At 71.8% G+C, this 23637-nt stretch carries 22 protein-coding genes; 10 read left to right on the forward strand and 12 right to left on the reverse strand.

What is annotated here, in order from left to right; all coding sequences use genetic code 11:
- Nucleotides 1–36: 36 nt before the first annotated feature.
- On the forward strand, nucleotides 37–453 hold the full coding sequence (locus ABZX02_RS38835; protein ID WP_355306252.1) for a GNAT family N-acetyltransferase: 417 nt from the start codon (nucleotides 37–39) through the stop codon (nucleotides 451–453).
- Nucleotides 454–462: 9 nt separating this feature from the next.
- Here ABZX02_RS38835 and ABZX02_RS38840 read toward each other — a convergent pair whose 3' ends face one another.
- Nucleotides 463–2058, reverse strand: a complete 1596-nt coding sequence (locus tag ABZX02_RS38840; RefSeq protein ID WP_355306254.1) for an ATP-binding cassette domain-containing protein — start codon at nucleotides 2056–2058, stop codon at nucleotides 463–465.
- 49 nt (nucleotides 2059–2107) lie between these two features.
- Entirely contained in the window at nucleotides 2108–2353 is a 246-nt protein-coding gene (locus ABZX02_RS38845) for a DUF3040 domain-containing protein (protein WP_355306256.1), read from the reverse strand.
- A gap of 110 nt (nucleotides 2354–2463) precedes the next feature.
- On the opposite strand from ABZX02_RS38845, the gene ABZX02_RS38850 reads away from it, so the two are divergent.
- Nucleotides 2464–3615 (forward strand): M48 family metallopeptidase, encoded by a 1152-nt coding sequence (locus tag ABZX02_RS38850; RefSeq protein WP_355306258.1) that lies wholly within the window; start codon nucleotides 2464–2466, stop codon nucleotides 3613–3615.
- Here ABZX02_RS38850 and zapE read toward each other — a convergent pair.
- Nucleotides 3604–4593, reverse strand: coding sequence for a cell division protein ZapE (gene zapE / locus ABZX02_RS38855; protein WP_355306260.1), 990 nt, complete (start codon nucleotides 4591–4593; stop codon nucleotides 3604–3606). The two genes, ABZX02_RS38850 and zapE, sit on opposite strands and share 12 nt — an antisense overlap.
- 66 nt (nucleotides 4594–4659) lie before the next feature.
- Between zapE and ABZX02_RS38860 the strand changes: the two genes are divergently transcribed.
- Nucleotides 4660–5313 (forward strand): dihydrofolate reductase family protein, encoded by a 654-nt coding sequence (locus ABZX02_RS38860; protein ID WP_355306261.1) that lies wholly within the window; start codon nucleotides 4660–4662, stop codon nucleotides 5311–5313.
- 17 nt (nucleotides 5314–5330) lie between these two features.
- Nucleotides 5331–6395 (forward strand): ATP-dependent DNA ligase, encoded by a 1065-nt coding sequence (locus tag ABZX02_RS38865; protein WP_355306263.1) that lies wholly within the window; start codon nucleotides 5331–5333, stop codon nucleotides 6393–6395.
- On the opposite strand, the gene ABZX02_RS38870 is transcribed toward ABZX02_RS38865, so the two are convergent.
- Nucleotides 6392–7261, reverse strand: coding sequence for an EamA family transporter (locus ABZX02_RS38870; RefSeq protein ID WP_355306265.1), 870 nt, complete (start codon nucleotides 7259–7261; stop codon nucleotides 6392–6394). The genes ABZX02_RS38865 and ABZX02_RS38870 overlap by 4 nt on opposite strands.
- Before the next feature lie 112 nt (nucleotides 7262–7373).
- On the opposite strand from ABZX02_RS38870, the gene ABZX02_RS38875 reads away from it, so the two are divergent.
- Nucleotides 7374–8876: an alpha/beta hydrolase gene (locus ABZX02_RS38875; protein ID WP_355306267.1), complete on the forward strand. Its 1503-nt coding sequence runs from the start codon at nucleotides 7374–7376 to the stop codon at nucleotides 8874–8876.
- 468 nt (nucleotides 8877–9344) lie between these two features.
- On the opposite strand, the gene ABZX02_RS38880 is transcribed toward ABZX02_RS38875, so the two are convergent.
- From ABZX02_RS38880 to ABZX02_RS38900, 5 genes are all read right to left on the reverse strand, one after another.
- A complete protein-coding gene (locus ABZX02_RS38880; RefSeq protein WP_355306269.1) occupies nucleotides 9345–10034 on the reverse strand; it encodes a DUF6319 family protein in 690 nt (229 codons plus the stop codon).
- Between the two features lie 99 nt (nucleotides 10035–10133).
- A complete protein-coding gene (locus ABZX02_RS38885) occupies nucleotides 10134–10352 on the reverse strand; it encodes a hypothetical protein (protein ID WP_355306270.1) in 219 nt (72 codons plus the stop codon).
- A gap of 77 nt (nucleotides 10353–10429) precedes the next feature.
- Nucleotides 10430–11236, reverse strand: coding sequence for an aminoglycoside phosphotransferase family protein (locus ABZX02_RS38890; RefSeq protein WP_355306272.1), 807 nt, complete (start codon nucleotides 11234–11236; stop codon nucleotides 10430–10432).
- The gene (ligD, locus tag ABZX02_RS38895) at nucleotides 11236–12246 is read right to left on the reverse strand and encodes a non-homologous end-joining DNA ligase (RefSeq protein WP_355306274.1); all 1011 of its coding nucleotides are present in this window, start codon (nucleotides 12244–12246) and stop codon (nucleotides 11236–11238) included. The genes ABZX02_RS38890 and ligD overlap by 1 nt, the downstream gene beginning before the upstream one ends.
- 9 nt (nucleotides 12247–12255) lie before the next feature.
- Complete coding sequence (locus ABZX02_RS38900; RefSeq protein ID WP_355306276.1) at nucleotides 12256–12855, reverse strand: TetR family transcriptional regulator; 600 nt, start codon at nucleotides 12853–12855, stop codon at nucleotides 12256–12258.
- Between the two features lie 40 nt (nucleotides 12856–12895).
- Between ABZX02_RS38900 and ABZX02_RS38905 the strand changes: the two genes are divergently transcribed.
- The 4 genes from ABZX02_RS38905 to ABZX02_RS38920 are packed head-to-tail and all read left to right on the forward strand — an operon-like array spanning nucleotide 12896 to nucleotide 16523.
- Complete coding sequence (locus ABZX02_RS38905) at nucleotides 12896–14041, forward strand: acyl-CoA dehydrogenase family protein (RefSeq protein ID WP_355306278.1); 1146 nt, start codon at nucleotides 12896–12898, stop codon at nucleotides 14039–14041.
- Between the two features lie 10 nt (nucleotides 14042–14051).
- A complete protein-coding gene (locus ABZX02_RS38910) occupies nucleotides 14052–15221 on the forward strand; it encodes an acyl-CoA dehydrogenase family protein (RefSeq protein ID WP_355306280.1) in 1170 nt (389 codons plus the stop codon).
- Nucleotides 15218–15943: a MaoC/PaaZ C-terminal domain-containing protein gene (locus ABZX02_RS38915; protein ID WP_355306282.1), complete on the forward strand. Its 726-nt coding sequence runs from the start codon at nucleotides 15218–15220 to the stop codon at nucleotides 15941–15943. The genes ABZX02_RS38910 and ABZX02_RS38915 overlap by 4 nt, the downstream gene beginning before the upstream one ends.
- Before the next feature lie 19 nt (nucleotides 15944–15962).
- Nucleotides 15963–16523 carry a helix-turn-helix transcriptional regulator gene (locus ABZX02_RS38920; RefSeq protein WP_355306284.1) on the forward strand — a complete coding sequence of 187 codons (561 nt, stop codon included), beginning with the start codon at nucleotides 15963–15965 and terminating at the stop codon, nucleotides 16521–16523.
- Here the strand turns inward: ABZX02_RS38920 and ABZX02_RS38925 are convergent.
- Nucleotides 16520–18472 (reverse strand): LuxR family transcriptional regulator, encoded by a 1953-nt coding sequence (locus ABZX02_RS38925; RefSeq protein ID WP_355306286.1) that lies wholly within the window; start codon nucleotides 18470–18472, stop codon nucleotides 16520–16522. The two genes, ABZX02_RS38920 and ABZX02_RS38925, sit on opposite strands and share 4 nt — an antisense overlap.
- A gap of 221 nt (nucleotides 18473–18693) precedes the next feature.
- On the opposite strand from ABZX02_RS38925, the gene ABZX02_RS38930 reads away from it, so the two are divergent.
- A complete protein-coding gene (locus ABZX02_RS38930; protein WP_355306288.1) occupies nucleotides 18694–19077 on the forward strand; it encodes an SsgA family sporulation/cell division regulator in 384 nt (127 codons plus the stop codon).
- On the opposite strand, the gene ABZX02_RS38935 is transcribed toward ABZX02_RS38930, so the two are convergent.
- Both ABZX02_RS38935 and ABZX02_RS38940 read right to left on the reverse strand, forming a co-directional pair.
- Nucleotides 19069–21375 carry a helix-turn-helix domain-containing protein gene (locus tag ABZX02_RS38935; RefSeq protein ID WP_355306291.1) on the reverse strand — a complete coding sequence of 769 codons (2307 nt, stop codon included), beginning with the start codon at nucleotides 21373–21375 and terminating at the stop codon, nucleotides 19069–19071. The two genes, ABZX02_RS38930 and ABZX02_RS38935, sit on opposite strands and share 9 nt — an antisense overlap.
- Nucleotides 21376–21378: 3 nt before the next feature.
- Complete coding sequence (locus ABZX02_RS38940) at nucleotides 21379–23634, reverse strand: helix-turn-helix domain-containing protein (RefSeq protein WP_355306293.1); 2256 nt, start codon at nucleotides 23632–23634, stop codon at nucleotides 21379–21381.
- Between the last annotated feature and the right edge of the window lie 3 nt (nucleotides 23635–23637).

A 23637-nucleotide genomic window follows, 5' to 3' on the forward strand; every position in this document is an offset into this window, starting at 1 on the left:
ACCGAGATGAACACCGGGCATGCTTAACCTGGCGGTATGAAGATCCGCCGCGCCGCCTCCCCCGACGACGTGTTCGCCGCCGCGCACCTGTTCGACGCGCCGCCGCGGCCGGACGCGACCGCTCGGTTCCTGGCGCAGGATCACAGCCACCTGCTCATCGCCTACCTCGGCGACCAGCCGGCCGGGTTCGTGTCCGGGGTGGAGACCACGCACCCGGACAAGGGCACCGAGATGTTCCTCTACGAGCTGGGCGTGGACGACGCGTTCCTGCGGCGGGGCATCGGGACCGCGCTGGTGGAGGCGTTGAAAGCCCTTGCGGTGGAACGGGGTTGTTACGCGATGTGGACCGGCACCGCCGCGGGGGACGCGGCGGCGCAGGCCACCTACCGGAAGGCGGGCGGGGCCGTGGAGGACGGCGCGTTCGTGTCGTGGGAGCTGAGCGGCGCGGCCTGAGCTACGCCGCTAGGTCCAGACCGGCTCGTCCACCTCGGACACCCTGCCATCGGCGCGGAAGTGCAGGAACCGGTCGAACGACTTCGCGAACCACCGGTCGTGCGTCACCGCCACCACCGTCCCCTCGAAGTCGTTCAACGCGTTCTGCAACGCCTCCGCCGACGCGAGGTCGAGGTTGTCGGTCGGCTCGTCGAGCAGCAGCAACGTCGCCCCCGACAGCTCCAGCAACAGGATCTGGAACCGCGCCTGCTGACCGCCGGACAGGTTCTCGAACCGCTGGTCGCCCGCGTGGTGCAGGCCGTAGCGCTGCAGCACCGACATCGCCGCGCCCCGGTCCCGGCCGGCCCGCCGGCCCTCGCCGTGCCAGAGGATGTCGACGAGCGTGCGGCCGAGCCACTCCGGGTGCTCGTGCGTCTGCGCGAACAGGCCCGGCACCACCCGTGCGCCGAGCTTCCAGGCGCCGGTGGTCCGCACGTCGTCGCCGCCGAGCAGCCGCAGGAAGTGGCTCTTGCCGGAGCCGTTCGAGCCCAGCACCGCCACCCGGTCGCCGAAGAAGATCTCCTGCGAGAACGGCTGCATGAGGCCCGTGAGCTCCAGCTGCTCGCACGTGATCGCGCGAAGGCCCGTCCGCCCGCCCCTCAGGCGCGGGTTGACCTTCTCGTCCATGGGGATCTCCGGAGGAGGACCGGCGTCCTCGTACCGTGCGAGCCGTGCGGCCATCACGCGGTACTTCTGCGCCATCACCTCGGAGGACTTCGCCTGCTGCTGCAGGGTGCGCACGAGTTCCTTGAGCCGTTCGTGCTCCTCGTTCCAGCGGCGGTGGTCTTCGAGGAGCTTCTCGATGCGTTTGGCGCGGGCGGCGTGCCAGGTGCCGAACGAACCGGAGTGCGTCCACGTGGAGTGCGCCTCGACCGTGACGACGTGCGTGGCGGCGGTGGCGAGCAGCTCGCGGTCGTGGCTCACGACCAGCACGGCCTTGTCGGTGGCCCGCAGCCGTTCCTCCAGCCAGCGCTTGCCGGGGACGTCGAGGTAGTTGTCGGGCTCGTCGAGCAGCAGGACCTGCTCGTGGCCGCGCAGGAGGGTTTCGAGGACCAGGCGTTTCTGCTCGCCGCCGGAGAGCGTGCGGACCTCGCGGAACCGGGCCCGGTCGTAGGGCAGCCCCAGCGCGGCGACGGTGACGGTGTCCCAGAGGACCTCCACGTCGTACCCGCCGGCCTCGCCGTACGAGGTCAGGGCGTTCGCGTACCGCATCTGGGCGGCTTCGTCGTCGGTGTCCATCAACGCGAGCTCGGCGGCGTCGAGCTCCTCGGCGGCGCCGCGCAGCGCCGTGGGGGCCACCGAGAGCAGGAGGTCGCGGACGAGCGACTCGTCCCGGACCGAGCCGATGAACTGCGGCATCACCGCGAGCCCGCCCTGCACGTGCACGCTGCCCTGCTTCGGGGTGAGCTCCCCCGAGAGGATCCGTTGCAGCGTCGTCTTGCCGGCCCCGTTCGCGCCGACGAGCGCGACCACGGTCCCGCCGCTCACCTTGAACGACACGTCGCGGAACAGCTCCCTGCCGTCCGGCAGGGCGTACGCGAGCCCGTTCGCTTCCAGATAACCCACGCCCGAGATGGTCGGGCGTGCCGGTCGCGGACGTCCAGCGAGTTTCCGGCTACCTCAGCCGCAGCGGGTACCTGCGCAGCACCAGCACTCCGGCTGTGACCAGCAGGCACTGGAAGGCGGGGCCGAACGCGCCGATCACCGTCAGCAGGACCGTGAGGCCGCCGAAGACGAGGAGGAGGGCGTAGAACAACCAGGGGCGCACCTGGCGGTTCATCGTGCGGGCGAGTCTCGGCTCGTCCGCGAGCAGCCGCTGTTCGATCTCCTCGAGCGAGCGGCGTTCGGCTTCACTGAGCATCGGGGCCTCCGGAGAACGTCGGGACGTCATCATTCCCGCCCGTCACCCAGTGGATACTCGAACGCCGCCGGAGTCAAACTCGCTGGTCGCCATCAGTCATACTCCCGCGCATGTCTGGGGGATACTCGAAGAAGCTGGCACTGAGACTCGACGCCGCGCAGTTCAGCGCGTACGAGGGCACGCCGCCCACGCGCCCGGAGTGGACCGGGGCGCGGGTGGCGCTGGTCGCGCTCTCCGCGGTGCTGGTGGCGATGGTGGCGGGCCTCGCCGTGTTCGGCGGGTGGCTGATCACCCGCGACTTCCCGTCGTTCTTCCCGATCGCCGGCGGGATCCCGCTGCTGCTGCTGGCGTGGGCGCTGCGCCCGCGGCTGGGAGATGACGGCGACACGTGGCACGAGCTGCGCCGCGACGACGCGCCGACGTTGTTCGCGCTGCTCGACCGGGTCGCGGCGGCCGCAGGCACGCGCCTGCCGGACCGGGTGACGCTCGACGCCGACTTCAACGCCTCGGCGGGCACGCACGGGTGGCTGCGCCGACGCACGCTCCGCCTCGGGCTGCCCCTGTTCGGCATCTTCACGCCGCAGCAACGGGTGGCGATGCTGGCCCACGAGTTCGGGCACTTCGTGAACGGCGACCCGTCGCAGGACGTGCTGACCGAACCCGCGATCCGCACGCCGCTGATCCTCGCCGACCTGGTGCGGCCGTCCGAGACGTTCGTCAGCGACAACCTGTGGGGCCAGCTCGCCGAACGCGCGCTGTGGCCGTTCCAGGTGGTGCTGGAACGCCTCTTCGTCTTCGTCGGTGTCGGCGTCATCGCTGTCGCGGCACGCGACCACCAGCGGGCGGAGTACTGCGCCGACGCCCTCGCGGTCCGGCTCGCGGGCTCGTCCGCCACCGAGGCGATGCTCGTCGACTTCGCGACGGCCGAGCAGTTGTGCGGGACGATCGCGGCCGTCGAGCGCGGCACGCAGGCGAACCCCGCGACCGCCCGCCGCCACCACCCCGGCGCGGCGCGCTGGCGGGAGGCCGCGGACGCGTGGCGGGCGTCGGTGGACGTGGAGGCGGCGCTGGACTCCTCGGTCGAGGACACCTCGCTGTGGCACGACCACCCGCCTGCCGGACTGCGCGCCCGCATCGTGCGGTCGTGGCCGCACACCGACCCGTCCGTCGTGCTCAGCGACGCCGACTCGGCGCGGATCGACACCGAGCTGCACCGCTTCTACGCCCGTGCGGGCCGCGACATCGCCTGGTCAGCGGCTTAGCGCGACCAGGCGGGACACCGCGCGCAGGTACTTCTTGCGGTAGCCGCCGCGCAGCATCTCGTCGGTGAAGAGCTCCGAGAGCGGCCGGCCCGAGACGGCGACGGGGATGTCGCGGTCGTAGAGCCGGTCGCCGAAGGCCACGAGCCGCAGCCCGACGTTCTGGTCGGGCGCGGGCTTGACGTCCTTGAGGTGCACGGCGGTGACGCCGTCGAGCAGCCGGCCGTACTTCGACGGGTGGATGCGGCCGAGCGCCGCGCACAGGTCGTCGAAGTCGTCGAGGGTGGAGCCGTCGGTGGCCGAGGCCTTGACGACCAGTTCGGAGTCCGACATCGGCGGTGGCGCGTCGGGCAGGCCGCGGTGGCGGTAGTCCGGGCCGTCGACGCGCACGACGTCGAACTTCGAGGACATCGACTGGATCTCGCGCAGGAAGTCGGCGGCGGCGAACCGGCCCTCGCCGAGCTTGTCCGGCAGCGTGTTCGACGTGGCGGCGACGTGCACGCCCGCCGCGATCAGCTCCTTGATCAGGCGCGTGACGAGCATCGTGTCACCGGGGTCGTCGAGCTCGAACTCGTCGATGGCGAGCAGCTTGTGGCCGCTCAGGCGCTTGACCGCCTCGGGGAAGGTCAGCATGCCGACCATGTTGGTGAGCTCGACGAACGTGCCGTACGCCTTGGGGCCCGGCACCGCGTGCCAGAGCGAGGCGAGCAGGTGGGTCTTGCCGACGCCGAAACCGCCGTCGAGGTAGAGGCCGAGCTTGCCCGCGTCCTCGTCCTTCGAGCCGAACAGCGACCACTTCTTGCGCTTCACGCTCACCCGTGCGGCGAAGAGGCGCCCGGCCTCCACCGCGGCCGCCTGCGAGGGCTCGTCCGGGTTCGGGATGTAGGTGTCGAAGCTGACGGAGCCGAACCTCGGTGGCGGCACCAGGCTCTCGATCAGTTCGTCGGGACTGATCCGGGGATCCCGGTCGGACAAGCGCATGCCGGGAGCTTATCGGCGTGGTGGGATGGCTCAGTGGAGATGTTGTGGCCCTCACCGGGCGTTGAGATGACCGACACAGCCCTCGCGACGCTGTACGGCTATCCGGACGACCGGACGTGGGTCACCGCGAACTTCGTGTCCAGCGTGGACGGTGCGGTGTCGGTCGACGGGCGTTCGGGCGGGCTCGGCTCGCCCGCAGACCGCAAGATCTACCTGCTCGGGCGCGAGCTCGCCGACGTCGTGCTGGTGGGGTCGTCGACCGTGCTGGCCGAGGGCTACCGGGGTGCGCGGCGCGCGAAGCCGCTGCCGATCGCCGTCGTGACGGCGCGGGGGTCGCTGACGCCGGACCTGCCGCTGTTCACCGACACCGCCGTGCCGCCGATCGTGATCACGACCGAGGCCGCGCGGATGCCGTCGCTGCCCGCCGACGTGATCATCGCCGGCGAGACCGAGGTCGACCTGCGGGTGGCCGTCACCGAGCTCGCCTCCCGCGGCCTGCACCGGATCAACCTCGAGGGAGGTCCCCGGTTGTTCGGGTCGATGGTGGCCGAGGGACTGGTGGACGGGCTGAACCTGACGGTGGCGCCGGTGCTCGCCGTGGGCGACGCGGGGCGCATCGCGCACGGTCCGGTGGTGCCGCCGGTGGACCTCGCGCTCGCGTCGGTGCTGCGCGCGGACGACGTGCTGTTGTTGCGGTACCAGCGGCGGATCTCCCGCTGACGAGGCAGGATGTCGGCGTGGACCTACCGCTGACACCGCCGCTGCAGCCCATGCTCGCCACCGCGGTGGACGGGATCCCGGACGACGCGAACCTGTTCTTCGAACCGAAGTGGGACGGGTTCCGCTGCGTGGTGTTCCGCGCCGGCGACGAGGTGCTGCTGCAGTCGCGCAGCGGGAAGCCGCTCAACCGGTACTTCCCCGAGGTCGTCGCGTCCATGCTGGACGTCCTGCCGGAACGCGTGGTCGTCGACGGCGAGCTGGTGGTCGCGAAGAACGACGAGCTGGACTTCGACGCGCTGTCCGAGCGGATCCACCCGGCGGCCTCGCGGGTGGCGCTGCTGTCGGACTCGACGCCCGCCACGTTCGTCGCGTTCGACCTGCTGGCGCTCGGGTCCGAGGTGCTGCTGGAGTCGCCGACGACCACGCGGCGCGAGGCGTTGCTCGGGCTCGGGGGCCTGAACGTGACGCCCGCGACGACGTCCGTCGAGACCGCACGGCAGTGGTTCACACTGTTCGAGGGCGCGGGGCTGGACGGTGTGATGGGCAAGCCGTCGGACGGGCCGTACACGCCGGGCAAGCGGTCGATGATCAAGGTCAAGCACGCCCGCACGGCCGACGTCGTGCTCGCCGGGTTGCGCTGGCACAAGGACACCGAGCCGGGAACGGCCGTCGGGTCGTTGCTGCTCGGCGTCTACGACTCGGCCGACGTGCTGCACCACATCGGCGTGTGCGGGTCGTTCAAGGCGGCCGAACGCCGTGAGCTCGCGGCCGAGCTGGCGCCGCTGATCACCACGTCCGACGACCACCCGTGGGCGAGTCCCGTTGCGGGGCAACGGATCCCCGGCGAGATCAACCGGTGGCGCGGCAAGCAGGCCGAGTACGTGGCGTTGCGGCCGGAACGGGTACTGGAGATCCACTACACCCAGACCGAGGGCGAGCAGCCGGTGCGGTTGCGGCACAACGGCCAGTTCGCGCGGTGGCGGCCGGACCGCGAACCGCTGTCGTGCCGCTACGACCAGCTGGAGATCCCGGCCCGTTACGACGTGGCGTCGGTGCTGAAGGGCGAACTGCGGGCGCGTTAGACGTCGGGCTTGGCCGAGCGCGTCGCACCGACCGAGGCGATCACCACGCAGCACACGGCGACCCACTGCGCTGGTGCGAGGTACTCGCCGAGCAACACCAGTCCCGCCACAGCGGCGACCGCGGGCTCGAGTGACATCAGGATGCCGAACACGCGCGGTGGCATGCGCCGCAACGCTTCCAGCTCCAGCGAGTACGGCACGACCGACGACATCAGGGCGACCGCGACGGCGGCGGCGAGCACCACGGGGTCGAGCATCGCGGTGCCGGCCGTCGTCACGCCGAACGGCAGCGCGACCGCCGCCCCCACCACCATCGCGAGCGCGAGTCCCTTGCCGTCGCTGGTCTGGCTGCCGAGCTTCGCCGTCACGAGGATGTACGCCGCCCAGCACGCGCCCGCGGCGAGCGCGAACAGCACGCCCGTCCACAGCAGACCGCCCTGCACGCGGGTCAGCAGCACCACACCCGTGCCCGCGAGCAGCACCCACAGGCCGTCGAGCCAGCGCCGCGAGCCCGCGACCGCCACCGCGAGCGGCCCGAGGAACTCGATCGTGACGGCGGCGCCGAGCGGGATGCGGGCGAGCGAGGCGTAGAAGCAGAGGTTCATCGCGGCGAGCACCGTGCCGTAGGTGACGACGGTGAGCAGCGTGCGGCGGTCGAGCCGCAGCGACGGGCGCCAGATCGCGACGAGCACGACCGCGGCCACGACCAGGCGCAACGTGACGGTGCCGGCCGCGCCCGCAACGGCGAAGAGCTGCTTCGCGAGAGCCGCGCCGACCTGGACGCTGACGATGCCGAGCAGCACGAGCGCCGTCGGCGGGACGCCTCCGATGAGCCGGGCGACGGGGAGCCGATCAGCGTGAGCCATGCACCCATCCTGACTCACTCCCCATTTACCTACCTCGTGCGAGGCTCGGCGTCTCGGAGTGTGGATGAGAGTGAGGAAATCTGTGCGTCGCGCTGCCCTGGCCCTACTGGCAGTGAGCGTGCTGACGGCGTGCAGCGCGGGTCCCTCCAACCGGCCGGTGATCGCGGTCAAGGGCGAGGGGAACCTGCCCGCCGACCAGAGCACGCTCGCCGGTCCCCAGCCGGTGCCCCCGCTCAGCGAGTTCAAAAGGGACTCGCTGCCGTGGGCGCCGTGCAACGAGCAGATGAAGGACCGCTTCGGCGCCGACGCACCGCAGGGCGACCAGAAGTACGAGTGCGCGCGCATGACCGTCGTGCTCGACCCACCGGGACGTCCCGGCCGCGGCACGCTCGGCATCGCGCTGACGCGGATCGGCACGGGCAAGAGCGCGCTGGTCGTCGTCACCGACCCCGGTGGCGAGCCCGGCACGCTGAAGGCCGCGCGGCTCGCGGCGTCGTTGCCCAAGGAGATCCTCAGCACGTACACGATCATCGGCATGGACCGGCGCGGCACGGGCCGTTCGGACGGCATGTCGTGCGTGCCGCCGGCCACGCGCGCGCAGCTCGTCGAGTACGACCCGGCCGAGGCCGAGCAGTCGCTCCTCGTCGTCGCCGCCGGTGAGGCGTCGCAGGAGTGCGTCCTCGACCTCGAAGGCAGGCTGACGGCGTTCGACTCGTGGCGCGCGGCCGCCGACCTCGAACGGCTCCGCGACTACCTGGGCACCGACCGCCTCAACGCGATCGGCCTCGGCGAGGGCTCGCGGGTGATCACGACCTACGCCCAGCGCTACCCGTCCCGCATCGGCCGCACCGTCCTCGACGGCGCCCCGGACCCGACGCTCGACCAGGTGGGCGTCCTCGAGTCCCGTGCCGTCGCGGCCGAGGCGACGTTCGCCGAGTTCGCCCGCGACTGCAAGCTGCGCGGCTGCGCCCTGGCGAACCCGCGCGAAGACGTCACCGCGCTGCTGACCCAGCTGCGGACCAGTCGCATTCGCGGCGAGTACGTCGACCTGACGCCGGGCTCGGCCCTGAACGCGATCCTCGCGGGCCTGACCGACCGCGCCCGCTGGCCCGCGCTCGCCGACGCGCTGGTGAAGGCCCGCGCGGGCGACGGCGCCGGCCTGTTCGCGCTGCTCGAACCGGTGGTCAACGACCTGGACGAGAACCCGCCGCGGTTCGACTCGGGCCTGATCATCGGCTGCAACGACACCTCCACCCGCATCCCACCGGACCGGGTGAAGGCGCTGGCCACCGACTGGCAGTCGAAGCACCCGATGTTCGGCGCCCTGTTCGCCCGGATGCTGCTGCACTGCAACCCGTTCCCGCCGCCCAAGGCCGAGAAGGTGGACGCCCTGAAGAGCGCGCCACCGATCGTGGTGCTGAGCACGGCCAACGACGCGTCGACGCCCGCGCCCGGCACCGAGCACACGGCGCAGCGGCTGCCGGGGTCGTCGTTGATCGGGTGGCAGGGCAGCGGGCACGGCGCGCTGGGGCTGTCGGGGTGTGCGACGACGGCGGTGCGGGACTACCTGGTCGACGCCAAGGTGCCGTCGAACGGCACCGTCTGCCCGCCGTGATCGGGCCTGGACCTGCAGGCCGCGCCTCCAGTGGTGGACGGCGTGCGATTCCGCTCTGCTTCGGCTGAGCTCCCTGGTCGGAGCGGGGCGGCCGGGCTCCTTGTCGAGGACGCCGGGTGCGTCGGCGGTGCTGTGCGAGGACTGCGTCGTGGTGTTCCAGTGAACGATCTTCTGAAGCACGCCGGCGATCCCGGCGGGGATCGCACGGGCGAACATGCAGACGGGGAGCCGATCTGATGACCGGCTCCCCGTGCGAATCTTCGTGTCAGCAGCTCGAACAGCAGCCGCAGCCGGGCCCCGTGCACCCGGAACAGCACCCACACGTACCCATCAGGGCCTCCCCGTCTCCAAGCCGGACCTGCGCGGGACATCCGCGCACCCCACGGTCCGCCCCGGCACCAGCCCTGGGAACCCCTCTCACCCGTTCGCGTGCGGACAACCACCGGGGCGTCGCAGCACGTGATCGCGCTACGCGCCCAGGTCCTCCAGGGCCTTCTGCGCGGCCTCCAACTCGGCGCGCAGCTGCTCCACCCGGGCCAGCTGCTGGGCACGCGCCGCGTTCAGCACGCCCTCGACGATCTCGGAGACCTCGGGGGTGAGCAGCTTCGCGGCCTGGGCCACGGCCGCGGGCGGCACCGGCGTCGGCTTGACCGTCCGGCGGGTGCCCTGCAGCACCTCCACGGCCCACTCGCCCTCGCCCGTCGTCACCAGCGTGACGGTGACCTCGGGGAAGCTCGCCTTCGCGGCGGGCTTGCGCGCGGGCTTCGCGGGCGGCGCCTGCTCGACGGGAGCGGGTGCGGGTTTCGGCTTGGGGGCCGCGGGCTTCACCGGCGCCTCCGGGACGTAGGGGTGGATGATCTCAGTCTCCCGCGCCGGCTCCGGTGGCGCCGGAGGCGGGGTGGCCGGCTTCTTGCGCGGCGCCGGCTTCTCGAGCGTCAGCTCGGCCGGGGACAGGAACATCTCGTCCTTCGAGCCCGTGGGCCGGACCTGGATGAAGTCACCCTCGGGCGGGTCGGTGACGGCCAGCAGCTTTGCCGAACGCCCCTCCTCCATGCCGACGGCGGCCGCCGTGAACCACACCATCGGCTGACTGCCGTCGTCCAACTGCGAGCGCAGGTCGACGACGTCCTCCGCCGACAACCCGCTCTTCTTCGCCATGGCGCTGCCTCCCCAACCATTCGAACACCTGTGCCCCAAGCATGCCCTACAGGTCCGACATTTCCGATCACAGGGTCGGCAGCAAGATCAACAGCGACGTCAGGACTCTTCGGCCCGTTCGACTTCCTCGGCGCGCAACCGGTACTCGCACCCGTACTCGACCGCGTACGACAGGTCGTACACGTGCACGATCTTGGGTCCGCCGTGCAGGTGCACGTACGTCACGGTCTGCTTGGGGTCCTCCGGCGTGGACGGCAACGAGTCGACCCGGCCGTCGAGGGGACCGCCGACATAACGCACTACATAGGGCTGAGGCATGGCGACCTCCTCTCGCGTTTCGTCCAGTCTACGAGGTCACCGACTGGATTCGTTCCCGATACAGCCGGTTGGCTCACTCACGCCCCGAACCACCGCACGGCGAGTTCCTCGAACGTTTCCCCTTGCGGCATCTCACGCATGTACCAGGGCATGTTGGAGTACACGTGCAACAGCGCGTACGCCATCACACGTTCCGGCTCGGGCACGCGCCCGTACGCGTCGACCAACGCCGCCCAGCAGCGCCGGTCACCTTTCGTCACGAACAGCCCGACGCTCGCGAACTCGTACTCGAACGCCCCGCGCATCGCCGGCTCGAAGTCGAACAGCCCGGACAACATCCCGTTGCGCCACAACAGATGCGCGCTTATCACCTCGGTGTGCAGCAGCACGGCCGGTTGGTCCCCGAGGTCCACCCGGTCCAGGAACGCCGGAATCCGCTCCAGCCACCGCTCGTCCAGCCCGTGCTCGCGTTGCCGCTCAACGCACTTCTCGCGCTGCCCCACGACGAACGCCGCCCAGTCCGCCGGCCCCAGCACCTCCGGCGGCTCGACGGCGTGCAGCGCCCTCAGCATCTCCCCCACCTGCCGGCTCACCTCGACGTCGGGAACGGCGGGCTCCTCGCCGTGCAGCCGGGACATCAGCACGCAGGCCCAGTCGTCGACCACCCCGATGCCCTGGAAACACGGTGTCGGCACCGGCAGCCTGCCGTGCAACGCCTCCATGACCGCGACCTCGGTGGGCACCTCGGCGTGGTGCTGCGGCGGGAAGAGCTTCACGACCAGGTCGTCGCCGATGGCGAAGACGGGCAGCGAGCCGGCCTCGAACCGCACCACCTGGCCGTCCAGCCCGAGCCGGTCGCGCACCAGTTCCCCGTCGGGCTCCATCACTCCTGCTTGCGCGCCCTCGACGGCTGCACGCGCATCGGCTCGCCCGGCATCTTCGGGTAGTCCGGCGGGTAGGGCATCTCCCCGCGTGGGTCCGCCGCGTACCACTCCAGCAGCGTCTCGATCCCGAACGCCTCGGAGTCGAGCCCCGCGTGCGGGTCCCCGCGCTCCTCCAGGTACTTCGGCACGGTCAGCACGTCGAAGTCATCAGGGTCCACAGTGGACAGTTCGTCCCACTGCACCGGCGTCGACACGGTGGCGCGCGGCGTCCCCCGCACCGACCAGGCCGAGGCGATCGTGCGGTCGCGGGCGGCCTGGTTGAAGTCGATGAACACGCGTTCACCGCGTTCTTCCTTCCACCAGGCCGAAGTGGCGAGCGACGGAGCCCGCTTCTCGACCTCGCGGGCCAGGGCGATCACCGCGTGCCGGACGTCGATGAAGTCCCACGACGGCCGGATCCGCACGGCCACGTGGATGCCGCGGCCGCCCGAGGTCTTCGGGTAACCGACGAGACCGGCGTCCGCCAGCACCTCGCGCAGCACCAGCGCCACCCGTGCGGCGTCGGAGAAGTCGGTGCCGGGCTGCGGGTCCAGGTCGATGCGCAGCTCGTCGGGGTGGTCGACGTCGGCGCGGCGCACGGGCCACGGGTGGAAGTCGAACGTGCCCAGGTTCGCGGCCCACACGATCACGGCTTCCGAGGTCGGGCAGATCTCGTCGGCGGGGCGGCCGGACGGGAAGCGGACCTGCACGGTCTCCACGTACTCGGGCGCGCCCTTGGGCACCCGCTTCTGGTAGAACGCCTCGCCCTCCACGCCGTCGACGTAGCGCTTCAGCACCACGGGCCGGTCGCGCAGCACCGGGAGCAGCACCGGGGCGACCGTGCGGTAGTACTCGACCACCTGCCCCTTGGTGATGCCCCGCGCGGGGAAGTACGGCTTGTCCGGGTTGGACACCCGCACCAGCCGGTCACCGACCTCGAGCTCGATCGCCTTCGACTTCGCAGCAGCCACGCCAGCACACTAAAGGCCGCGCACGAACGCCGCGAGCGCCAACTCGAAGCTGTCGCGGTCGAGTTCCCGCGCCACGCCGGGCAGCAGGTGGGCGCGGTCGAGGTGCGGGTAGCGGTCGGAGTAGTCGGCGGGGTCGGCGGAGAAGCCGCTCGAGAACGAGCTCAGGGCGGAGCCGAACACGATGTACATCAGGCCCGCGGCGATCATCGTGGCCTCGCGGCGCGACCAGCCCGCGTCGACCAGTGCGCCGTGCAGCAGGTCCAGGCGCTGCAGGGACTCCTCGCGGCCGGCCGGGCCGTACGCCAGGAACGGCACGATGTTCGGGTGCGACGACAGCGCCGCGCGGTACGAGCGCGCGCACCTGACCAGGCCCTCGCGCCAGTCGACGGCGAAGCCCGACACGTCCACCGCCGAGAGCACCGACGACGCGATGTCGTTCAGGAGCTGGTCCTTCGTGCGGACGTGCCCGTAGAGCGACGCGGCCTGCACGCCCAGCTCGGCGGCGAGCTTGCGCATGGACAGGCCGTCGAGGCCGTCGCGGTCGATGATGGCCAGAGCCACCGACCGGATGCGGTCGGGGCTCAGCAGTGGGGTGCTCGGCCGGGGCATGTGAGTTAACCTAACACTGTTCGGTTAGTCGGGAGGGCCTGTGGATCTAACGCTTTCGGACGAACACCGGCAGCTCAGGGAGCTGGCCCGGCGGTTCACCGACGACCGCATCGTGCCGCACGCCCAGCGCTGGGACCGCGAGGAGGCCATCGACCGCGACCTGGTGCCCGCGCTGGGCGAGGTCGGGTTCCTCGGGCTCGGCATCGACGAGCGCTACGGCGGCAGCGGCGGCGACAACCTCGCCTACTGCCTGGTCCTCGAAGAGGTCGCGCGGGGTGACAGCGCGGTCCGCGGCATCATCTCCGTCTCGCTCGGGCTCGTCGCGAAGTCGATCGCGAAGCACGGCACGGAGGAGCAGAAGCAGCGCTGGCTGCCCGGTCTCACGTCCGGCACCCAGGTCGGCTGCTTCGCCCTGACCGAGCCCGGCACCGGCAGCGACGCGGGCAACCTCACGACCAAAGCGACGAAGACCGACACCGGCTACCGCATCAGCGGCAGCAAGGTCTTCATCACCAACGGCACGTGGGCCGACGTCGCGCTCGTGTTCGCCCGCACCGGCGGACCGGGGCCTCGGGGCGTCAGCGCGTTCCTCGTCCCCACCGGCACGAAGGGCTTCCAGGCCACCGAGATCAAGGGCAAGCTCGGCATGCGAGGCCAGGCCACCGCCGAGATCACCCTGGACGACGTCGAGGTGCCGCACGACGCCCTGCTCAGCGACCAGGGCTTCAAGCTCGCGATGGGCGCGCTCGACAAGGGCCGCATGTCCGTCGCGGCGGGCTGCGTCGGCGCCGCGCGTGGCGCCCTCGAAGCGGCGTTGCGGTACGCCAAGGAGCGCGAGCAGTTCGGCAGGCCCATCGCGGGCTTCCAGCTCGTGCAGGAGCTCCTCGCCGACATGGCCGTGGAGACGGACGCCGCGCGGCTCCTGACGTGGCGCGTCGCCGACCTCGCCGACCGGGGCGAACCGTTCGGCACCGAGGCCAGCATGGCCAAGCTCTACGCCAGCGAGGCCGCGGTCAGGGTCGCCAACAACGCCATCCAGGTCTTCGGCGGTTACGGGTACATCGACGAGTACCCGGTCGGCAAGTACCTGCGGGACACCCGCGTCACCACCCTCTACGAGGGCACCAGCCAGATCCAGAAACTGCTCATCGGCCGCGCGCTCACGGGCGTGAACGCGTTCATCTGAAGGGAAAGCAATGGACTTCACGCTCGACGACGAGCAGAAGGAGATCCGCGACTGGGTGCGGACCTTCGTGCGCAAGGAGATCGTCCCGCTGGAGCCCGAGGTGCTGCGCCGCGAGCGCGCGGGCCGGCCGGGCCTGTCCCGCGACGAGCTCAAGGCGCTGCAGGACAAGGCCAAGCAGGCCGGGTTCTTCGGTGTGCTGACGCCGCAGGAGTACGGCGGCATGGGCCTCGGCGCGATGATGACCGCGCTCATCGAGGCCGAGCTCGGCCGGTCGTTCGTCCCGTTCCGCTTCGGCGGCTACGCGGACAACATCCTGTTCCACGGCAACGACGAGCAGAAGCAGCGCTACCTGCTGCCGACGATCTCCGGCGAACGGGTCTCGTGCTTCGCGATCACCGAGCCCGGCGCCGGCAGTGACGCCAAGGCCATCCGCACGTCCGCCGTCCGCGACGGCGACGAGTGGGTCATCAACGGCGAGAAGACGTTCATCACGCAGGGCAACGAGGCCGACTTCGTCATGGTGTTCGCCGTGACGGACAAGGAGAAGGGCGCCGACGGCGGCGTCACCTGCTTCCTCGTCGACCGCGACATGGGCTGGAAGTCCGAGCCCATCCCGACCATGGGTCAGTGGGGCCCGGCGGCGCTGGTGTTCGACAACGTCCGCGTGCCGCACGAGAACATCCTCGGCGAGGAGGGCAAGGGCTTCCACCTCGCGATGCAGTGGATCGGCCAGGGCCGCTACCTGCTGCCCGCCCGCGCGCTCGGCAGCGTCGAGCGGCTCGTGGAGATGGCGATCGAGCAGGCCAAGAACCGCGTCACGTTCGGCCAGCCCATCGCCGAGTACCAGGCCATCCAGTGGATGATCGCCGACTCCGCCGTCGAGATCGAGGCGCTGCGCTGGCTCGTGCTGCACGCCGCGTGGCTCGTCGACCAGAAGCAGGACTCGCGGCAGGCGCAGTCGATCGCGAAGCTCTACGGCGGCATCAAGGCCAACGAGATCGTCGACCGCGTGCTGCAGATCCACGGCGGCATGGGCTACACCCGCGAGCTGCCGATCGAGCGCTGGTACCGCGAGCTGCGACTGCTGCGCATCTACGAGGGCACCGACGAGATCCAGCGCCGCACGATCGCCCGCAACCTCCTCAAGGGTCACGCGAACATCCGCGGCACGCTGGGGTGACGCTCGACCACGGCATCCTCGGCGTCGTCGAACGACAGGTCCGCACCTGGTCGTCCGGCGACGCCGAGGTGTACGCGGCGGCGGCCGGCGGCCCCTCCCCCGCGTTCGCGATCCCGGTGCTGCAGCACGGCGGCCCGCAGCTCGGCCTGACCGGCGCCGACATGACCCAGGTCCTGCACGCCGAGCAGTCCCTGTGGCTGCACCGAAGGTTCCCCACCGAGGGTTCGACGGTCGTCACCAAGAAGGTCGAGCACATCTACGACAAGGGTTCCGGCGCGCTGGTCGTCAGCACGTGGGAGTCCGAGTACGCGAGCACGCGGTCGTCGTGCTTCGTCAAGGGCGAAGGCGGTTTCGGCGGCGAACGGGGTGAGAAGCGCGAGTTCGCCGTGCCCACCTCACGCCCGGAGACCGTCTTCTTCCAGACGACCGAGGACCAGGCGCTGCGCTACCGCGAGACCGGCGACGTCAACCCGATGCACCACGACGAGGAGTTCGCGCGCCGGGCCGGGTTCGCGCGGCCCGTCCTGCACGGCCTGTGCACGCTCGGGATCACCGTGGCGGGCCTGGATTTCACCGAACTGCACGCCCGCTTCACCGCACCCGTGACGCCCGGCGACGAGCTGCGGATCGAGCGATGGCCGACCGGCGAGTTCCGCACGGTCGCGAACGGCCGGCAGGTACTGCTCGGAACGGTTCGGTTTTCCGAAGTGGACGGCCGCTGAAACTTCGCACGATCGTGTCATGAGTAGTGCCCTGGCAACCGTGGACTCCGGAATCGAACCGGTGCGCGTGGCGGTGGAGTCCCGCGACCTGATCAGCGCGGCCGGCGTGACGCACCTGCTGAAGAACTCCCCACGCGTGCGGGTGGTGCAGGACCGCTCGGACGCCCACGTCCTGCTGGCCCTCGTGAACGAGCTCTGCGCGCAACAGGCCGCCCGGCTGCGGGCCTGCGGTTCCGCGAAGATCGTGGTGATCGCGGCACGCGTGCACGACCTCACGCCGTCGATCGCGGCGCAGGCCGGGCTCGCGCTGCCGTTGCGGCGGGCCGACGTCAACGCCGAACGCCTGATCAAGCTGCTGGTCGGGGGCCAGCAGGTGCAGGAACGCGCGCCGGTGCTGAACGACCGCGACCTGCAGCTGCTCCGGCTGCTGGCCGACGGCGCCACGATCGCCGAGGTCGCCGCCCGCCTCTTCTGCTCGGAGCGGACCGTGAAGTACGCGCTGCACCAGCTGCTGGAACGGTTCGGGCTGCGCAACCGGGTGCACGCCGTCGCGTGGGCACTGCGCTCCGGGCTGCTCTAAGCGACGCCGAAGACCGCCGAGAGCTGCACCCGCCTGCTGATGCCGACCTTGCGGTACACGCGAGTGAGGTGCAGCTCCACCGCCCGCTGCGTCACACCGAACCGCGCCGCGATCGCCCGGTTCGTCTCGCCTTCGAGCACCAGCGAGACGATGCGCGACTCGTGCGGCGTCAGCTTGTCCCAGGCGATCCCGCGCACCGGCCGGCGCTGCCGGCCCAGCGCCGCCTTCGCCTCCTCCGCCAGGTCGGCGGCACCCGCGCGGTCGGCGTCGGCGAGCGCGGCGCGCGGAGCACCGAGCGCGAGGTGCATGCGAGCCCGCTGCCTCAGCAGCAGCGCGCACGCCCACGCCGGTGGCAACGCACCCGTGTACCCCAGGCGCACCAGTGCTTCCCGGGCGTCGCCGGGCCGGCCGGTGTCCACACAGGACGCCACGAACGCCGCAGCGCCCAGCGCCACGCAGCCCCGTGACGGTGACGCCGAGGCCAGGTCGCCCATCAGCCGGACGACGGCGGCGTGGTCACCGCCGGCCCGGTGGGCCCACATCTCCAGCGCGGTCAGCCAGTCCCGTTCCGCGCCGTCGAGCCGGTCCCGCAACCGGGGCGCGAGGTCGAGCACGACCCGTTCGGCACCCCGTTGCAGCAGGCCGAGTCCGGCGAGCGCGAGCGGCACGACCCGCGGCCCGTTCTCCGGCAGGTCGCGCAGGACCCGCTCGGGATCGTCGGGGACGACCGGTGCCTCCGCGTAGCCCTGCAGGTCCTCGTCGCACTGCCAGTCGAGCACGACCGCGGCGAACCACTCCCCCGCCGCCGACCGCTGCCGCGCCAGCTCGCCCGCGCGGGGCGGGATGCCGCAGCGCAGGTGCAGGTCCGCCATGCCCGTCGCCACCTGCGCCGCGATCTCCGCGGTCGCCGGCTCGCGCAGAGCCGCGCGCAGACACCGTGCCGCGAGTTCGGCTCGTCCCGCCGCACGGTGCACCTGTGCCGCGCCGTGCAGCACAGGTGCCACCCACTGCGCACCTACAGGCTCAGCGCACGCCACTACGTGTTCCGCGACGGCGGCGGACGGGTCGCACCGCCGATGCAGCACCTCGGCGGCTGCGCGATGCAGGGACTCACGCGACTGAGGCGCCATCTCGTGCCGTATGGCGTGACGCAGTGCAGGTGACCGCACGCGCATCGGTTCGTCCACGGCCAGACGTGCGTCCACGAGCCGTTCGAACGCAGCCAGCGCACGGAACGAGTCCAGGCCGGCCACCTCACCCAGCACGTCGAGCGACGCGCTCCCCAGCACGGCGAGCGCGCGGGCGACCGCGACCGCGTCGGCGTCCAGCACCTCCCAGCCGCGGCGCACGGCCCTGAGCAGTCGCGGCAGCCGCAGCCCCGGCAGCGCGGCGGGCAGCGAGGCCAGGTCCCCGACCAGGTCCAGGACGTCGCTCAGGACCCCGGGAGCGCCACCGCTGTACTCCAGGCACAGCGCGGTCACCTCCGGCGGGACGTCCTCGTCGAACCGCCGCCGGACCATCTCCGCGACCGCCTCGGCGCCGACCGGCCGCAACGGCACCCGCACGGCGTCCACGACCCCCAGCACGTCCGGGTCGCAGTCACCGGCGAGCAGCACGGCACCCCGGAACCGCGCCAGCCGTTCGGATTCTTCCGGGCCCAGCCTCTCGACGTCGTCGACCACGAGCACCGTGTGGCTGTCGACGCCGGTCACCGCGCGCAATCCGCGAACGGGCCGCAACCCGCTGCGCACCGCGATCGACGCGGCGACCGACAACAATGCGCTTTTCCCCATACCAGTTGCACCATGCACAACGCACGAGCGCGCGCCACCGCCCAGCGCCTCCGTCAGGACCGCGATCTCCCGCTCCCGGCCCACGAGCAGCCCTCCCGCCCTGCGCACGGCGGTGCCGACGAGACCGTCGTGACCGGGGCGAAGAGGGGCGACCATGCCGTCCAGCAAATCGTGGGCGGCTCGTCGGGACCATGCAGAAGCACCGGCAGAAGTTCCGCAGGTCTGCCCCTTCGCACATCATCGGACACCGATGCGACCGGAAGAACGCGAAAACCGTTCAACCAATCAACAGGTAATGACAAGACGATCCCGTGAACCATTTCGGTGCCCATTACGTGATGCCTTGTGTAGACATCAGAACACCTCTAGGAGTTGCGATGAGGGTCGCGTCACGCACCGTCTTCGACTTCGTCCGGCCGAACGGCTCGACGGCGCCGGTCGAGACCGAGCTGCTCTACCGGTCGGAGGACCCCTTCGCGGTGACGATGAGGTTCCACTCGGGCGGCTCGGTCGCCACCTGGGTCATGGGCCGGGACCTGCTCGCCGAGGGCATGAGCCTGAGAGCGGGCGACGGCGACGTGCGGCTGCGGCCGCTCTCCGGCCGGGTGCTGGTGCTCGAGCTCCTCTCGCACCGGCACCTGACGGTGTTCCGGGTCCCGGCGGGCACGCTGCGCAAGTTCCTCGACGCCACCTACCGGCTCGTGCCGGCCGGGTCCGAGCGGTTCGACGCCGACGCGTTCCTGAGCACCGTCCTACGCTGACAGGCCGAGCACCGCGGTGAGGTCGTGCTGCAGCCTGGTCATGGCGGGCGACTCGTAGCCCTCGCTCTCGGCCAGCGCCCGCACGCGGTGCCGGATCGCGGAGTCGTGGTCGTCCATGCGGTCGCACAGGCCCGCGATCTCCATCAGCACGGCGACCTTGGCCTCCGGGTCGATGAGCGCCTCCACGGCCCCGGACAGCTCGCGCCGCGCCTCGGCGAACCGCCCGGCGGCGAGCAGCGTGCGACCTCGGGTGTGCCGCGCCATCGACAGCAGCGCCGCCGCGCCCTGCCCGACGAGCTCCTCGGCTTCGGCCACGACGCTCAACGCCTCGTCGTGCCGGTGCTCCGAGACCAGGGCGTCCGCGAGGCGCAGCAGCAGCTGGGCGGCGATCTCGCGCGTGACGCCGCGCTGACCGTCGCGCAGCACCCGTTCCTCCGCGATGCAGGCGCGGTGCGTCCGCACGGCCTCCGCGAAGTGCCCCTGCCGTTCCAGCAGCACGCCGGTGAACGACAGCGCAATCACCACGTTCATCGGCTGGCCCGCCTCGCGGAACAGCTCCGCGGCCCGGCGGGCGTGCGCCACCCCCGCCGCGAAGTCGCTCTCGCGGTTCTCGACGCCCGCCAGGTAGTAGTGCGCCCAGGCCTCCTCCGCGAGCGACCCGCACTCCCGCGCCACCCGCAGGGCCTCCCGCTGCCACCGCCGGGCCAGGGGGATGTTCGTCAGGCGGACCACGTAGACCCAGCACACGAAGTTGAGCTGCTGGGCGTGCCGCTCCGCCTCGCCGAGCTCCCGCGCCGCGGCGGCACCCGCCGTGTACACCTCGAGCCACAGCTCGCCGGACCCGCGGTGGTCGGAGTACCAGTGCAGGGACCGGGCGAGGGCCAGCACCTCCCCGTGCGCGCCGTCCCGCACGGCCTCGCGGAACGCGCCGCGCCAGTGCGCGAGTTCGGCGGACAGCCATCGGTCGGCGCCGGCCAGGTCGGGCGCGCCCTGCTCGTCCGGCAGGAACGCCGACGCGTGCCGGGTCGCGGTGGCGAGCAACCAGTCGCGCGTGCGCAGCCGATGGACCTCCACGTCGGCCTCGTCACCGTGCAGACGCTCGCGCGCGTAGTCGCGGATCAGGTCGTGGAACGAGTACCGGCCGAGAACGTCCGACCGCAGGAGGCTGGCGTCCACGAGTTCCTCCAGCAACGCCTCCACGTCGTCGATCCCGGCGGCGACGGACGCGAGCTCGACCGACGTGTCCGGGCCGTGGACCAGCGCGAGCCGCCGGAAGAGCGTCGCCGGGGCCGGGGCGAGCAGCCGGTAGGACAGCTCGAACGCGGTGCGGACCTGGACGTCGCCGGACGCGAGCGCGTCGAGGCGGGCACGTTCGTCGGAGAGCTGGTCCGCGAGGTGCCGCAACGACGACGTGGTGCGGCCCGCGATGGCGAGCGCGAGCGGCACCCCGCCGCACAGCGCCGCGATCCGGTCGGCGGACTCGGCGTCGGCCCGGATCCGGTCGGCGCCGGCGGTCGCGGCGAGCAGGGCGACGGCGCCGTCGTGCCGCAGCGGGCCGACGTCGACGCGGGCGCGGCTGTTCAGGCCCGCCAGGACGTTGCGGCTGGTCACGACCACCAGCGAACCGGGACTCGCGGCGAGCAGCGGCCGGACCTGGGCCTCGTTCGCGGCGTTGTCGAGCACGAGCAGCACGGTGCGTTCGCGCAGCATCGACCGGTAGAGGCGCTGGCCGTCGCCGGGATCGGACGGCATCTTGGCCTCGGGCACGCCGAACGCCAGCAGCAGCCGCGCGGTGGCCCGTTCCGCGGACAGTGGAGCCGGGTCCGTGCCGCGCAGGTCGAGGTGCAGGCAGCCGTCGGCGAACCGGCCGGCGAACCGGTGGGCCGCGTCCACCGCGAGAGAGGTCTTGCCCACGCCGGGAGGGCCGTGCACGACCACGACGTCGAGCACGGCCGATGCCGCCGCACGGTTGATGTACTCGGCCAGTTGCCGTTGCTCTGCCTCACGACCGATGAGCTTCTCGGCGGAAGGAGGCGCACAGTCCGTGCGTTCAGGACGGGGCTGCACGGCTTCTTGCGACCGTGCGAGCGCCACGAACCCCTCGGCCTCTTCGTTCCGCAGCCCCAGTCCCCGCACCAGCAGGTCGACGGTCTGCGCCTGAGGGGTGTGCACGCGGCCGCGTTCGAGATCGCTCAGCGTGCGGACGCCCAGGCCGGTGCGGGTGGCGAGATCCTCCTGGGTGAGCCCCCTGCGGCGCCGGTAGAAGCGCAGGAACTCGCTGAAGGTGGTCGCCCGCATCCCTCACCCTCCGGACAAGCGCCTCCGCACCTCGGCGGCGATCTCCCGCGTGGCGTCGGTGTCCCACCGCTCGCACGCTGCGAGCGAGTCTCGCAGATGGCGTCGGCACGCGCTGTGGTCGCCCCGTGACTCGGCGTTGTCCGCGAGAGCGCGCAGCAGCTCGATCTCCCCGGCGCCGTCACCGATCGCGCGGAACCCGGCCAGAGCCCGGTGCAGGTCGTCGTCGGACTCGGCGAGACGCTCCGCCGCGCGGTGGGCGAGGCCGCGGTGCCACAGCGTCGTCGCGAGCCAAGACGCCATCCGGGCGCGGTCGTAGACGGACTCGGCCTCGGTGAGGACCTCCACCGCGTCGTCCGGCCGGTCGACGTCTATCAGCGCGAGGCCGAGCCATCCGAGCGTGCGGCCCAGTGCGGAGAGTTCGTAGATGGTGCTGGCATAGGCACGTTGTTCCTTCGCCACTTCTTCGTGGGCGGTCACGGCCGCGATAGGGCGGTTCATCGACCGCCACAGCACCCCGAGGACGGACCTCGCGTAGTGCTCGTCCATCGGTTCGTGCATCGACTCGATGGCCTCGAGGCACACGCGTTCGGCCTCGTCGAACTGACCGAGCCCGCTGTGCGCGGCCGACGCGATCAGCCGGATCCAGCCGAGGTGCCCCGTCTCGCCCGTCCGCTCGGCAAGTGCGGCCGCACCGGTCAGCACGTCGAGCGCGGGCCCTGGGCGGTGGGCGACGTCGAAGAGCACCCAGCCGAGCTGGCCGCGCACGACGATCTCCTGCCACGGAGCGCGCGCGGACCTCAGAGCCAGGCGGTAGACGCGTTCCCAGACGAGGCCCGGTTCGATGGCCGCGTAGTGGGAGAGGGCGATCACCGCACGGGTCACCTCCTCGTGCAGCCGCCTCGCCTGCGCCCGTTCGACGATCTCGGGCAGCAGGTCGCGGTGGTCGTCGAGCCAGCGCCGTCCGGTGGCCACGTCGGGGAAGGGCTGGTACTCCGCGTGGACGCGCCGCGCGTCGCCGGTCTGTCCGAAGAGGACTCCCGCCGCCACCGTGGTCTCCAGCAGCCAGGCGAGCATGGCGCGGTCCGCGTCGTCGTCGGTGGCGTCTATCAGTCCGTCGGCGAACGTCCGGACGAGGCCGTGCATCGCGTAGCCGTGGTCATCGGCGTCGAGGAGGCTCACGTCGGTGAGCTCCTCCAACGCCCGCTCGGCCTCCGCGACGGTGCTGCCCGCGAGGACGGCGGCGAGGTCCGGCGTGACGCGCGTGCCGACGAGGAGCCCGAGCCGCCGGAACACCAGCCGGGCCGTCGCGGGCAGGTGCGCGAGCGACACCTCGAACGCGCCGCGCACGTCCAGGTCGCCCGCCGTGAGCGCGGCCAGGCGGCGTTCCTCGATCTGCTCCACGAGGTGACCCAGCGGCCAGCGCGGGCGGCTCGCGAGGCGGTTGCCCGCGATCCGCAGCGCGAGCGGCGAGGAGCCGCACAGCCGGACGAGCCGCAGCGCGGTCTCCCGGTCGGCGTCGACGCGGCCGGCACCGATGATCGACGCGAGCAGCTCGACGGCGCACGGTTCGGTGAGGCCGCCGAGCCGGATCCAGGTCGCGCCCGCGAGCCCGGCGAGCCTGCGCCGGGACGTGACGAGGGTGAGGCAGCCCGGACCCGCTGTCAGCGTGCGGACTTCCTCCTCCGTGTTCACGCCGTCGAGCACGAGCAGCAGGCGCTTGCCCGCGAGCAACGACCGGTAGAGCCGCTTCTGGCCGTGCTCGTCCTCCGGCACGTGTTCCGCGGGTACACCCAGGTCCTTGAGCAACCGCTGCAACGGCTGTGCGGAGCCCTCCAGGTCGAGGAACAACTGACCGTCCGGATAGCGGCCCTCCAGCAGATGGGCCGCCCTCACGGCGAGGCTCGTCTTACCGGTGCCCGCCGCACCATGCAGCACCACGAGGCCGTTGGACTTCCGCGCGATGGCGTCGAGTTCGGCGTCACGGCCGACGAGATCCGCCACGTACAGGGGCAGCGACCAGACCGGACCTGCCATCGCGACGCGGCCGGCCCTGGCGAGCCGGCGCAGCTCGGCGCGGTCGCGCTCGCCGAGGTCCAGCGCGTCGAGCAGGGCCTCGGTCGTGCGGCGCTGGGGAGAGCGGGCGCGGCCCCGTTCCATGTCGCTGATCGCGCGGACGCTGACCCCGGACCGACCGCTCAGCTCCTCCTGGCTGAGCCCGGCGTTCTTGCGGTGCCGCAGCAGCCGGGCGCCGAACGTCATGTC

Source organism: Lentzea sp. NPDC003310, from assembly GCF_040610935.1.
GTDB lineage: Bacteria > Actinomycetota > Actinomycetes > Mycobacteriales > Pseudonocardiaceae > Lentzea.